General features: G+C 55.7%; 13 protein-coding genes. 2 read left to right on the top strand and 11 right to left on the bottom strand.

The window, feature by feature from the left end:
* Positions 1 to 248 precede the first annotated feature (248 nt).
* Positions 249 to 1,061: an FkbM family methyltransferase gene (locus tag ACVCL3_RS07765; RefSeq protein WP_447100911.1), complete on the top strand. Its 813-nt coding sequence runs from the start codon at positions 249 to 251 to the stop codon at positions 1,059 to 1,061.
* Positions 1,062 to 1,240: 179 nt separating this feature from the next.
* On the opposite strand, the gene galE is transcribed toward ACVCL3_RS07765, so the two are convergent.
* Positions 1,241 to 2,254 (bottom strand): UDP-glucose 4-epimerase GalE, encoded by a 1,014-nt coding sequence (gene galE, locus ACVCL3_RS07760; RefSeq protein WP_447100910.1) that lies wholly within the window; start codon positions 2,252 to 2,254, stop codon positions 1,241 to 1,243.
* A 465-nt stretch (positions 2,255 to 2,719) separates the two neighbouring features.
* Between galE and ACVCL3_RS07755 the strand changes: the two genes are divergently transcribed.
* On the top strand, positions 2,720 to 3,250 hold the full coding sequence (locus ACVCL3_RS07755; protein WP_447100909.1) for a hypothetical protein: 531 nt from the start codon (positions 2,720 to 2,722) through the stop codon (positions 3,248 to 3,250).
* Positions 3,251 to 3,331: 81 nt separating this feature from the next.
* Here ACVCL3_RS07755 and ACVCL3_RS07750 read toward each other — a convergent pair whose 3' ends face one another.
* The 10 genes from ACVCL3_RS07750 to ACVCL3_RS07705 form a co-directional block, all read right to left on the bottom strand.
* Complete coding sequence (locus ACVCL3_RS07750; RefSeq protein ID WP_447100908.1) at positions 3,332 to 5,110, bottom strand: hypothetical protein; 1,779 nt, start codon at positions 5,108 to 5,110, stop codon at positions 3,332 to 3,334.
* Positions 5,111 to 5,271: 161 nt separating this feature from the next.
* The gene (gene rffA / locus ACVCL3_RS07745) at positions 5,272 to 6,405 is read right to left on the bottom strand and encodes a dTDP-4-amino-4,6-dideoxygalactose transaminase (protein ID WP_447100907.1); all 1,134 of its coding nucleotides are present in this window, start codon (positions 6,403 to 6,405) and stop codon (positions 5,272 to 5,274) included.
* 34 nt (positions 6,406 to 6,439) lie between these two features.
* The gene (locus tag ACVCL3_RS07740) at positions 6,440 to 6,805 is read right to left on the bottom strand and encodes an EamA family transporter (protein ID WP_447100906.1); all 366 of its coding nucleotides are present in this window, start codon (positions 6,803 to 6,805) and stop codon (positions 6,440 to 6,442) included.
* A gap of 1 nt (position 6,806) precedes the next feature.
* Entirely contained in the window at positions 6,807 to 8,033 is a 1,227-nt protein-coding gene (locus ACVCL3_RS07735; protein ID WP_447100905.1) for an acyl-CoA reductase, read from the bottom strand.
* The gene (locus ACVCL3_RS07730) at positions 8,030 to 9,118 is read right to left on the bottom strand and encodes a LuxE/PaaK family acyltransferase (protein ID WP_447100904.1); all 1,089 of its coding nucleotides are present in this window, start codon (positions 9,116 to 9,118) and stop codon (positions 8,030 to 8,032) included. The genes ACVCL3_RS07735 and ACVCL3_RS07730 overlap by 4 nt, the downstream gene beginning before the upstream one ends.
* Complete coding sequence (locus ACVCL3_RS07725; RefSeq protein ID WP_447100903.1) at positions 9,115 to 10,539, bottom strand: AMP-binding protein; 1,425 nt, start codon at positions 10,537 to 10,539, stop codon at positions 9,115 to 9,117. The genes ACVCL3_RS07730 and ACVCL3_RS07725 overlap by 4 nt, the downstream gene beginning before the upstream one ends.
* A gap of 2 nt (positions 10,540 to 10,541) precedes the next feature.
* Positions 10,542 to 11,285, bottom strand: a complete 744-nt coding sequence (locus ACVCL3_RS07720; protein ID WP_447100902.1) for an SDR family NAD(P)-dependent oxidoreductase — start codon at positions 11,283 to 11,285, stop codon at positions 10,542 to 10,544.
* A gap of 2 nt (positions 11,286 to 11,287) precedes the next feature.
* Complete coding sequence (locus tag ACVCL3_RS07715; protein ID WP_447100901.1) at positions 11,288 to 11,524, bottom strand: acyl carrier protein; 237 nt, start codon at positions 11,522 to 11,524, stop codon at positions 11,288 to 11,290.
* 8 nt (positions 11,525 to 11,532) lie between these two features.
* Positions 11,533 to 12,300, bottom strand: coding sequence for a GNAT family N-acetyltransferase (locus tag ACVCL3_RS07710; RefSeq protein WP_447100900.1), 768 nt, complete (start codon positions 12,298 to 12,300; stop codon positions 11,533 to 11,535).
* On the bottom strand, positions 12,297 to 13,274 hold the full coding sequence (locus ACVCL3_RS07705) for a glycosyltransferase family 2 protein (RefSeq protein ID WP_447100899.1): 978 nt from the start codon (positions 13,272 to 13,274) through the stop codon (positions 12,297 to 12,299). Before ACVCL3_RS07705 ends, ACVCL3_RS07710 begins: the two co-directional genes overlap by 4 nt.
* Between the last annotated feature and the right edge of the window lie 23 nt (positions 13,275 to 13,297).

Genomic DNA, 13,297 nt, shown 5'->3' with positions numbered 1-13,297 from the left:
CTCTCACGAAAAATTCGTTTTGGTTCGGGAGACAAGCCGTCGCGTGCCCACATGAGCGGCGACTGGTTCCAGACGAAATGAAATCGGGGGGGGCGCCGGAGTTATCGGTGGCTTGACCGCTGGTGCGGCCGCTGGTCTCGGATCCGCGTCGCCAGGAACACATCGTAAGTCCGCCCGCTCACGCCGTTTCCTGAAACGCAGGTGCGGCAACGGATAATTGCAGCACCCTTTGGCCCAGCGAGTGAACAATGCACATCGACGATCTTCAGCCCTTTCTGCGCCAAACGGGATATGTCACGTTCGATTTCCCGGGCTCAAGCATCGTCCTTGACCTGAGAAACAGGCATGAACGGTGCTATGCGGCAAAGTTGCTGATGAACGTTCGTTACCCACAGTCGGACATTGACAGCGAGATCTTCCGGGTGCTCGTTCATGAGGGTGACCGCGTCCTGGATGCTGGCGCGAACATCGGCTTCACGGCACTGGAACTCATCCAGGTGGGGGCGTCCAAGGTACTGGCCGTGGAACCCGTGCCAGAACTCTTCGATCGCCTGAAGAAACTGGGGCTCCCCTCGATCGAACCTATCCAGTCTGCCATTTCGGCCAAAGCCGGGCGCACCAGCATCACCGTCTCGGCAACACACAATCAAGGGTCAAGCATCAAGCCCGAAATGATTGCCCTGTTTCCGGGAGTATTTGGAGACATTCCGGCGACACACGAGGTCGAAGTCTGCACTATTGACGACCTGAGCGACGCCCATGGTGCTACGGATATCTGGAAACTGGATATCGAGGGTGCAGAGATCGATGCTCTGGAAGGAGCTTGTGCGACGCTTCTACAATCACCCCCGCGCGCCATTGTCGTGGAGCTTTACGACCAGTTTTTGTCGGAGTTCGCGGCGCGAATCAGTCCAACGCATCCGTTCGGTTATCGGGCGTTCTTGCGACGTGATGACTACCGGCTGGTTTTCATGCCTGTCGACCATCCGCCGGGCGAGCAGTTCGAGAACACGAGCCCGATGTATGTATTCACCCGCCAGCGGCTGGATGCGGCCGATTAGCCAAAGCGAATCGGTAGCTCTGCGCACGCACCCACGATGCAGAGCGACGTCACGCTTCGCGGTGCGATTTCAGCGCACGCGTGAGTTTCGCCTGGATTCTGGCCCAGCCCGCCGTTTGTGCCCGGTGAACCTGGTCGAGGCCGTTCGGCATCTGCAGTTTGAGCCAGGCTCTCCCGTTGTCAGCTTGGCTTGCCGTGCGCGCGGAAGTTTTGCCAGCGCCAGGCATCGGCACACATCTGGCCGAGATCGCGCTCGGCCCGCCAACCCAGCAAGAGATGGGCCCGTGCAGGATCGGCGTAGCAAGTCGCGACATCACCCTGGCGGCGTGCAACGATCCGCGTGGGCACTGGTCGACCACTGGCAGCTTCGAACGCCCTCACAACTTCCAGGACGCTGCATCCCTGTCCTGTGCCGAGGTTCACGGTAAGGCTCTGCTGTTCTCGACAGAGGTAATCCAGCGCGTCGACGTGGGCAATGGCCAGATCGACAACGTGGATATAGTCGCGTACGCCGGTGCCATCGCAGGTGGGATAGTCGTTTCCGAAGACCTGGAGATACTCGCGTTGGCCGGCAGCGACCTGGGCGACATATGGCATCAAATTGTTGGGGATGCCGGCGGGATCTTCGCCGATCAGGCCGGACGGATGGGCTCCCACCGGATTGAAATAGCGCAGGGTTGCCGCATGAAAGTCTGGATCTGCCGACGTCAAGTCAGATATGAGTTGCTCGCAGACAAGTTTGGTGCGGCCATAAGGATTGGTAACGCGGGTGGCCGCTGTTTCGGGAATGGGGCAGGCATCCGGTTCACCATAGACCGTCGCCGAAGAGCTGAACACAAAATGTTTGGTGCCGGTGGCCTGCATGGCCTGGAGCAGGCCCAAAGTCCCACTGATGTTGTTGTCGAAATAACGCAAAGGTTGCTCACAGGACTCACCCACTGCTTTCAGTGCAGCGAAATGGATAACTGCCTCAATGCGTGCACTGCTCAGGAGCTGACCCACCGCTTCCTTGTCACGAATGTCACCGATCGTGAGTTGCGGCTTGCGACCGCTGATATGGGCAATCCGCTCAATCACGTCGGCTTTGCTGTTCGACAGGTTGTCGAGAATGAACACCTCATGGCCACGTTCGAGCAGCTCGACGCAGGTATGCGACCCGATGAAGCCGGTGCCCCCAGTGACCAGAACTTTCATTCATTTCTCCACGATGATATGACCTTGCTCGTCGACAAGGTTCAGGTGTTTTCAATCAGGATCGCGTCTGCGCGGGCACTCGAGATAACCAATGCGCCGTGTTCAAAGCTTACAAGTACGGCAGAGCTGGCGGTTGCTTCGGTGGGGAAGCGGATGGGTTCGATTTCGTTCAGATCTACCCGACAGATTTGCCCCCAAAAGCGCTACGATAACCGGCCTGTACGAGGTCCAAATGGTAATTGTCGACATGACCGAGAATTATGCGGTGCATCCCGTGTCAACGCAACGCGACTCGATGGCGGTGCTGCCAGCGGCCCGTGTCCTACATCAAGCGGCTTCTTTCGTACCTCGAACACCACGCGGCATGATTCGCGCAATGCACTGCATCGGTGTATTGGCTTGTTCGCATTGACCAATTTACGGCGACCAGAGCTTGGTTGCCATCATCACTCCAGGAGATCAGGCATGAACGGTTCCATCAAGTCAGTTGTTGCGCTCGCCGCATTGACAGTCGGCCTCGCTGCTTGCAGCGGTGGCCAGGAGGCGCCGGCGGGTGGCGGCCCTGCTGATGCACATTCCAGTGCAGCTGCAGTGCAAGCGGCGCCGATAGCTCAAGGTGCGGTCCAGAGGGATTATCCGTCCGCGAGCGAAGAGGCGGCAATGAAGTTGGACTATCCCGTGTTCCTGGCCTACGGACCGGATTCAGCGCGTATCACCGCGTTCTTTCCTGGTGCCAGCACTCGCCCGGTGTCAGTCAAGTTGGCGCCGAACGAGCCCGGATATGGCCTGACGTCCGAAGGCACTGAATGTGCGTTCCCCATCGACTACGCGTTGAGGTCGGCTGATGGTCAGGAATTGGTGAGCGGCGAGTACAAGGGAGAGGCTATGACGCTGGCTGGCTGGGGCGCAGACAAAGGTGTGGCGGTGCTGAGCTTGCACATGAGCGATAGTGCGAAGAATAACTTTGGTTGCAATATTGTCGTCAAAAAGAAATAACATTCACTTCTTGATCTGGAAGGTAGAGTGATCTGCGACTTCTGATGTTCAGCGATGGCGGCCCTGCTACGTGAGCTCGCTTCACCTTCTCGTGACGACGACGTTACAAGCGTAGTTGTTCGTGGCGCCCTTAGCCATCCGCAAACTAAGTATGCCTATACCCGCGATTGAGGTCCATTGTGGTAGTTCAACTGCGGCAGGTTCCTGAAATTCACCAGTAGCCAATCGTTCTCCGGACTTGCCTACGAGCCGGTACTCCACTGGAAATGCACAGGTGGTTCCCTCGAATCTTAGGGTATATCCGGCGTTGTTTGGCGCCAGCTTCACGGATACGGGTGATTTACTGGTCTCAGGAAAAAATGGAGTAATTCGTACCGAATCAGCTCCATAGGGAAGAAACAGTGGGTAACTGAGCTTGAGCGCAGATTCTTCGGCAGCGGTAGGGTAGTTCCGTTCGTAATAGCCGCCAGTACCATTGCGATCAAATACCAACGCTAGTTTACCGTCCAGTACAAGAAGTGGGGTTGGTTGAATGTCATTAGACTCCAGGTATCTCTGAATCCTTTCGCAAAATTCCATGGAGCATTCGTTTATCTTGATACCGTAACGCTTCAGCATAGACATTCTGAATGCTGGCATTGCATTTTGCGGCCAAAGGCTGTGTAAATCGTGAACTCGGCGCGGGTCACCTACGACAGTGACTTCGGAGATGTTTGTCATGGCTTGGTATTGCTGGATCCACGCGGCCAAGTGCGCTTGGTACTCAGCCGCGGGCTGGTTTTGACGGTAGAGGTTCCACCAGCTGGTCCCTCCCGCGAATACCAGTACAGCTAAAAGAACCGATCCGGCGTATCGGTGGAAAAGTGGTGCCTCCCCAGCGAGCAGTGCGCAAAGGAGGCAAGTGGAAAGCCATAACCAGATCGCCGACCGGGTTGGCATTGCGGTGCCTGAGACCAGGGTGATACCAAGTTCGATACCGCAGATCAAGACGATGGCGAGCAGAATCGAAATTGCTTTACTTCGAGTTGTTTCCTTGTACAACAGTGTGAGTGCGGCGAACCCTCCGCAAATGATACTCAGCCAATAGCTATGGAGTAATTCAGTCCAATATTGAATGTACAGCGTCAAGTTGGCGAGCAGGTCAGTCAAGTCGTGGAGTGGGCGAGGGTTTCGCCAAGAGGCAACCTTGACTCCAAAGTAGTCATGAAAAATAAAGTTCAGGATGAAAATAAGGATAGATCCAGCAGCAAAGCCGGATACATAGGCTGTACCTATATAGACTTTTCCACGAATGGAGGCGTCGGACGTTTTTAGCGCAGCCGTTAGTAGCACAACAGCTGCGAGTGGCGGGTATGTCAGAACGAGGAGGATAGTCGCTACAAAGAGGACGCCGATAGCAAAACGCGCCTCGGCACGTGTGATTATCCATGATGCCAGTCCGCAGAGTAAAACGCTGCAAACCATGCCGGTAGGCCAAAGCGAAAGTTGGCCTAGCATTGGCGAGAAAAAAATAGCCAGTCCGCACAAAGCGAACGTGCGTGGCTTGGCGGTGCGCCAAGTCACAGAACAAGCGAGAAAAAAATAGCAAACGATAAAAAATAAATACGAACTTTTGGGCGTGAGAAGGACACTTGCTTGGTACCACAAATAACTCAACCATCGACCCTCAGTCAGAGTCTTATCCCAAGGCGTCGAGTATGCTAGCCCCCAGCTTGAAGGAGCCAAAAAGTCCCAGTCGTCATGGCTGATATAGGGCGCGCTTAGTTGCGATGTGGCGTAAAGGAAAACGAAAAGAACAAGCGCGAAAACCAATATTTGTGTGGTCAACTCTGGGGTTTTTGATCGCATTGGCTCGCTCATATGGAGTTTTTGTCGAGTTGCCATTATCAGTGGAGAGATAAATTGCTTGGTGAGTTAGACAAGCAAAGATCGGCCGGCAACTTCAAATGCATACGCAGAGAAGCCCGCGCCACGTGTCAACGGAGTGTGCCGAGAATGTACTCAAGTGTGGTTTGTGGTCGTCAACTACTACTGGTGAGCGCCTTGTCGGCCGCCTCCATCACCTGGTCCATATATGGCTCCAGACCAAGCCAGAGCGGCAATCTGACCAAGCGGTCGCTGATGTCGTCGGTTACATTCATATGAGTGGCGGTCCGCCCAAGCTGCTGCCCCGCGGGCGAGGAGTGAAGGGGAATGTAGTGAAAGACACATTGAACGCCTTGCTCGCGCATGTTGGCAATGAACTGCGTTCGTGATTCAAGATTCGGCAACAAGATGTAGTACATGTGCGCATTGTGGAGGCAATGTGAAGGGACGGTAGGGCGACGTAGCATCTCGTTGTCTTCATACGGTTTCGCCCATTCGTGGTAGCGATCCCATATGGCGAGTCGTTGCTCAGTCATACTCTCGGCCATTTCGACTTGTGCGGCTAGGAAGGCTGCGGTGATTTCGCCAGGAAGATAGGAGGAACCAAGGTCAATCCAAGTGTATTTGTCCACCTGGCCGCGGAAGAAGCGGCTGCGATTGGTGCCCTTTTCGCGAACAATTTCTGCCTGCTCGGCGAAATGTCGATCTCGACATAGCAGAGCGCCACCTTCGCCCGCGATAACATTCTTCGTTTCATGGAAGCTATAGGCGCCGAGGTCACCGATGGATCCGAGCGGCCTGCCCTTGTAGCTGGACATGATGCCTTGTGCTGCGTCCTCGACTACTCTCAGTCCGTGTTTGGCGGCGAGTGCGAGAATTGCGTCCATCTCGCACGCGACGCCCGCATAATGCACCACGCAAATGGCTTTGGTTCGAGGCGTAATGGCTGATTCGATCTTTGTTTCATCGATGTTGAGTGTGTCGGCACGAATGTCCACGAACACGGGTATGGCACCACGCATTGCGAAGGCGCTGGCAGTTGTCACGAACGTATATGAAGGCAGAATGACTTCATCGCCCGGTTGTAGTCGCAGTAGAAGCGCCGCCATTTCCAGCGCGGCCGTGCACGAGTGCGTCAAAAGTGCCATGTGTGCGCCACTCTGATCGCGCAGCCACTGATGGCACTTCTTCGTGAATGGACCATCTCCGGACAAGTGCCCATTCGCGTGCGCCTGAGAGATGTACCAGAGTTCGCGGCCTGTCATGTAGGGTTTGTTGAACGGGATCAAGGTGAGCCTCGGAAGAATGGTGAACAATTTGATTTCAGGTGGCTGAACGCGACAGTACGACCACACCAAGCATAATGATGGCGGTTCCGACGATTTTGTAGCTGTCAATTCGTTCGTGGAAAAATGCACTAGCCAGCAAGGCAACCAGGAAAAAGTTGATCGCCATGTACGGGTAGGCTCGACTGATAGGGAGCTTGTTGATCGCTGCTATCCAGCAAATCGAGGCACCAAATGCCGCGACGAACGCGGAAATTACCCAAGGCTTGAGGAGCAGGATAACTACATTGAGCGGCTTTATCGGTGTAGCCAGCAGCTGAGAGTTCAGATCAACCTGCCACTTGAGTATCAATTGGCCGTAGACGGTCAAAAGAATTGTAAGCGCAATGAATAAGTAGGCCATATCAGCGTGTTGGGCAGACGATTCGGCGGGTGAGTGTACCCAATAGGTCGGTACCATCCCAGACGTGATGGAAATCCAGCGCTCGACCCAGCGGAACGATGCGATCAATTGCGCGATTGTGTAGGGCGCAAACGAATTGGCGCAATTGCTCTGGATCAAATCCATGGTGTACCAAGGTCTGATCGCGATCATCGAGTTGTGGAGCTAGCGCGGATAGTTCTGGCAAGGCAACTTCTATCAACAGACCGTGACCAGACTGTTTCTCCCGCATCTTGTCGTCCGCCCAAGGGGCCGACAGGCGTAAGGGGAACTGACTGAGTGATCCAGACAGCTTCAGCGGAATGCCTTGGGCCGCCATCATGTGCGCGTCGGTTGCACGAGCCATGAGAGCCGCGGGTTCGTCGTCATGGCTGGTAGCGGCGTTGTTCACTTTCGGCCAGAACCGTGTCTGCGCTACTTCCACTGCCGCCGGCTCGCCAATCCAATATACCGTCCTCGGTGAAGAGCAAGCTTGTTGACCAAACCATAGAGTGTCATTGCAGAAGCGGCGCGCGAGTTCCGCCAATTCATCTTCGCCCAAGTCTGCAAAGCATCGAGCATTGAACGCAGCGACGCCGAACCGATCTGGGAAGGCGAGTTCCACTGCGAGTGGCGCTAGTGGGATGGAGCGAATATGGGTGACGGTCTGGTCACCGCCCCAGATAATCCGGGCATGACAGCAGAGCGACAGCGAGGCTGTGATCTTGTCGTCATGTGGATAGGTGAGCAGGACGGTACGGTCGAGGACTTGCTCATGTCCGCCGTTGGTGCACATGTCGCGCAGGATACGGATCAGCGCATCCCGCTGCGCACTGGGCTTTTGTGAAAGGCGCGCAAGGTTTCCATTGCCGGACAGCACGGACATCAGCCACGCGTAAGCGAACAATACGTCGACGTTGGCAGGGGCCAGGTGGAATACGAGACCGCGGGCGAGGGTGACATCCTGGTCCCTGCCGGCCACTGCTAGTCGGGATAGGTGTTCGATTGCCGCTGGACGGAACCAATGCGCCAACGTGGCCAATTCAGGGAATTGGCGGAGCTCGGGTAGTTGCAAGATGCGCCGCGAGAATTCGCGAACGAAGTCGATAGTGTGGGGGGCGAACGGCGACAGCGGTGATAGCTCTCGAAGGCGCTTTACTTGGCGTGCGAGGTCATGATCCGGGGAAGTGGTAAACAGTAGAGTCGTCATGCGCCAGGTACCGTGCGAGTGTCACTGCACCCGCGAATTTCTACATTCTTGAGTCGACCCAAGACACTGAAGTGTTTGCCGAGGCGGCCGCAGGCGCAATCGTCCTCACCGTGAATGATGCCGAGATCCTCGGTCAACAAGCTGTGCCCGGGATAGCTCCGTGGGAGCAGACTCAAAACCTGCAGGACGCCTTCCATGCCAAACGGTGCCGGAAGCAAAGTCATTGGGTCGCGAGTAATAACATCGGCATATGCTGGGGCATGGAGGTGGCCGTGCTCGCACTCAAAAAACACCGACCCGACTTGTTCGACCATGCCGTAGTAATTATGTACCCTTTCAATGCCGAACGTTTCCTGCAATGCAGCCTTGAACGCATGGTTGTCGACCTTGCGCTCTTCCATTTTTTTCCAACCGCCACCGTGGACAAGGATACTGCCGGCGGGGAAACCGAAGGTCCGACCATCAGCACGAGCGGCCATGACCAGCGACTGCCACAAAATGAAGGTGAACCCGAACAGAAAAATAGGTTGCTCCTCGTGAGCAGCGAGCCAGTTATCGAGGGCATCCCAGTTCGGCCTCAGATCTTGATCCAGCAGGTAGAAGTGGTCCCGCCCGAAGTTCGAGAACCCGAGGATGCCTGCTGCACGGGCGTTAAAACGTTTGCGGTCGCGCAGGAACCCATCTTCATCGACCACCAGCATCGGCATCCGCTTGTTACCAGCAAAATGGCCAAAGATTCGCGTCAGTGCTTTGGCCTGCTGTCGGGCGGTATCTGCGTCGAGGATGATGCGGGACACCGCCGCACCTGTGGTACCGCTCGAAACCAGCGTGCGACTTATCGATTCAGTAGGTATGCTCTTCAAATCCAGATGCTTGAACAGTTGCACCGGCAGCCAAGGCAAGTGCTCAATGTCTGAAGCGTCCCCACCACTCGACCAGAGTGCGTCCATCATTCGAGCGTATTCGGGGCACTTCTCACAGTGGACCTCATGAAGTTCACGCAATCCTTGAAATAGCCATGGGCGCTTGCTTGCGCGATCAAGTTCGAATACGCCAGTATCCAATGGGTCTGTGCGAGTCGTCATGTCGAGCTCCGCTTCTGACTCTTCTCGCGCAAGGATGCGTAATCGATCTTTCCTGTGCTCATCAAAGGCAACTCTTCCAGACTCAATACGCGGATATGGCTGTGGAAGAGCTTGTAACGTTGTTGAATCAATTGTTTGACCATATTGGGGTCAGTCACGCTGTCAATGGTCGTAAACACCACAAGGTCGTCGTCGCCGCCGGAGCAGGCGAATAGCTTACTTAGTTCACGCGCCAGCATGACTTCGACTTCATCCAGATTGATCCTGTTTCCTGAAATCTTGATGAAGCGCTTGGCGCGTCCGGTCAGATAGAAAAAGCCGTCGCCGTCCACGCGCGCTAGATCTCCTGTGTGCAGCGTACCGTCTTGGCAGTCGCCCAACGCGAGATCTGCGCGTTGCTCGGCGTAACCCAACATCACATTGGGGCCACGATAAAGCAGCTCTCCAGTTTCCGCGTCCACTTTCAGCTCTCCCCCGGGTACCGGAACTCCGATGCTGCCTATCTTCCCGGCCAATCGTTTGGGGGGAACATAACTGATGCGGGGCGCGGCTTCAGTTTGGCCGTACATCACGAAGAAGGAAAGGTTCAACTGACGTGCAAGCTGGTCAAAATGTTCCACCAAGGCTTCGCGTAGCCGGCCACCGGCTTGGGTCAACGTTCGGAGCTTCTTCAGTCGTTGTCTGGGTAGATCGAGTCTACGTAGCATTTCAAATGTGGCGGGGACACCGGACAACGAAGTGATGTCGCTTTCGCGGGCCAAGTTCCAGAATTCGCGGCTCACGACCGCATGATCGTTGAGAACGAGACTGGCGCCGGCTTGCAGATGGCTGTTCAGTATGGACATTCCGAAAGAATAGGCCAGCGGCATGGTAGTGATCGCGCGGTCACCCGCGTTTAGCTCCAGGTACTCGACAATGGACGTCGCATTGGCGGCGATAGCTTCGGCGCTATGTCGCACCAATTTGGAAGAGCCCGTGCTGCCCGAGGTGTTCAGTAGCAACGCGAGTTGGTCTGCGGGTGGAATTAGTGACCTGTCCCCGTCGCGCTGATAAAGAATCAAACCGGCTTTGGGGCCCTCCTCTTTCACAGGGAGTGGGGAGTAGTTCGGCGGCGCCTTTTGTTCCCGCGAGAGTGCCAGCCAATCAGGTTCGTAGTGCGCCGCCAGTCTCGCGAGAAGATCCGAATGAAGGTCGGGTTGCAGCAACAGGGGGACGTGACGGTGACTGCGGAGGGCTCCCAGGTACAACGCCACGGAGTCAACCTCATTGGGCATGGACAAGAAGCCAAACGTACGGTGGCTCGGCAGACGTGTTGACGCAGCATCAGATAGAACGATCAGTTCGCCATAGCTGACCGGCCGCATTTCGTGCAGCAACGCCACAGCCTCGGCTGGGTGTTGTTCGAGATCCCAAAAGGCCATCTTTAAAGCACCATTTGTCCGTCGATGCCGATGACTTGGCCAGTGAGATAGGTCGACTTGTCGGAAAGAAGGAAGCAAACCAGCTCTGCAACTTCCTTAGGCGCTCCCGCGCGCCCCATGCCTATCGATTCGAGGCGCGATTGGTAGGCGGCTTCCGGCAGCGTTCTGGTCATATCAGTAGCGATGAAGCCTGGGGATATGGCGTTCACTCGAATTCCCTTTGAAGCCATCTCCTTCGACGCCGACAACGTTGCTCCAACCAACGCAGCCTTGCTGGCAGCGTAGAGGGACAATCCCGGTGCTCCACGTTCGCCCATGATCGAGGCTACGTTGACGACACTGCCGGCCTTGCGACGGCTCATCAAGCGGGTGGCATATTGGATCATCATCAAAGGCGCTTTGACATTGATTGAGAGGACCCGGTCGATGTCGTCAGGCCTGATCATTCCGAGTAGTGCTTCGTGCATTACGCCGGCATTGTTGACCAGACCGTCGAGACGACCAAAACGCTTGAAAACCTCTTGGAACAAGGGAGGAATGCCATCACATCTTTCAAGGTCAAGACCAATGAGATGGGGCTCCGGGGCATCCAGCGCGCGAATATCCTCCACTACTGCCGTCAGTGAATCCAGGCTGCGGGCGCACAGGACGGTTTGCCAACCTTCCGCCGCGCATTGGGACGCAATGGCTCGGCCAATGCCTCGCGATGCGCCTGTTATGAGTACAACGGGAATTTCGTTGGGCATTTTTAGGCGGCGGACTGGTACTTCTTGATGATTTCACGAGCCTTCCCCACGGAATTCATGTCTATCACGTCATCCATGTCAATCATGATCCCGAATTGCTCTTCCAGAGCGGAGATCACCGACATGTGAGCAATCGAGTCCCACTGGGGAATGCTTGCGTAGCGAAGGTCATCGGCAATTTGTTCCTGCGAAATACCCAGAACCTGAGAAAACGCAAGTACGACTTTGTCAGTGGTCATTACATCGTTCATAGAAACTTCCTATATCCAAACAGGGTTGAGTCGTAGCGGAATCCAAGTTTCGCATACAGATTCACGACTCCAGTGTTGGCGGCTGAAACCAAGGTGGAGCAGCCTTGAATGCGACGTTCGGCAAGCTGTTCCAGTGCGCGCACCCAGAGCGGCACGGCAAGCATCGCGTAGCGCCCGGCGACGCCAGTCAGAATCAGGTTGGCGTGTGTTGCATCTTCCGAAATTCGCTCAGCGTGGAAGCCAACTATTCGGTTGTCGGACTCCGCTGTTTGAAGCAATCCTTGGTCAAGCAGATCGCCCACCCAATTGACCGTACGCCTAACTGCCTGCGCCCGGTCGATGGCTGGATCTTCGAGGAATCGGCCATGATGGAAATCTTGATTGGCGATAGATTGTAGATCAGGTAAGTCGTGGCGGCAGGCTGGGCGTAGTTGGGGGCGCATACGAGCCGGGATTGACGGAAGCCCCGCGAATCCGGAACGCGACAACGTGAGCGAGCACTCCACCATTGCGTGACCTTGGTCAGACAAGGCACGACGCACGTGGTAGGCATCGGCGGGAACACGTCCGAATAGATAACGCACGTTGTTTGCCCGAGCCCAAAGTTCGGCGCGTTCCAGCAAGGCGGTGGCGCCATCGATCGAGTCTGCGCGCAACGTGGTCAATTCGGCGGTCACGATGCCGAGCGCCCGTTGATCCCACGGAGTGAGGCGAGCGGTTATGGAATCACTGCCGCTATTGTGTTGAAAGCCGGACAAGTTCATCGCGAGGTATCCTCCGCGATGACGTAGTACGGACGACCCTGTACATTCCGAAACACCTGCCCCACGTAGAGTCCGACAACACCTACACTGAATAGCAGAAGCCCTCCGACCAGCCAGATAGAGGCTAGTAAGCTCGTGTAACCAGCAACCTGAATGTTGCCTTCATGCCACGACCAGATGGCAGCGGCAACCATGGCGAAAGAGATCATGGCGCATACGATGCCGCTGCCAGCAACCAGCTTCAGCGGCTTTTCGGAATAGCCCAGCGCGATGTTGGTCGCCAAGCGCAGGAGTTTTCGCAACGTATAGCCACTCGCACCACTTGTCCGGGGAGCATGTTCGATCTGAAGAAGACCGCGCTTGAAGCCTGCCCATTTCACCATCAATGGGAACGACCGGTCTCGTTCAGGCATCCTGCAAACTGAGGTGATGACGCGTCGATGAAAAATGCCGTAGTTGGCGGTTGATGCGTCTTGAGGTGTTCCCGTCAGCCAACTCAAAAGATGGAAGAACAGCCACGAAGAGAATCGCTTCAACCAGCGGTCCTTGCGATTTCGCCTCTGCGCGAAAACCACGTCGAGGTTTTCAGCCTGCGCTTTGGCGTAAAGGTCGGGAATAGCGCTGGGCGGGTCCTGTAGGTCGCAGTCCATCACGATAACCCACTCGCCACGTACGTGTTCAATACCGGCCGAGATGGCAGAATGCTGGCCGAAGTTGCGAGCAAGGCGAATTCCCCGTAGCCAGGGCCTGATGCTTGTGAGTTCGAGGATGCGTGGCCATGCGTCATCTGGACTGGCGTCGTCAACAAGAATGATTTCGAAGCTGAGCCCCATGCTTGATATCACTGCATCAAGCTGGTCGACGAGTTCTTCCAGACAGCCGATGCAACCGTAAACTGGCGAAACCACCGAAATTACGGGTGAGTCCGGTGCAATGGTTTTTGGAGTGGACATAGGGTTGTTGTTTCGGATCATGAGACCGGCAAGTCGGGAGATAT

Source organism: Rhodanobacter sp. UC4437_H4, from assembly GCF_052978425.1.
Note: the sequence above shows the minus strand (reverse complement) of the source record. Positions and strands in the feature narration are given on the sequence as shown.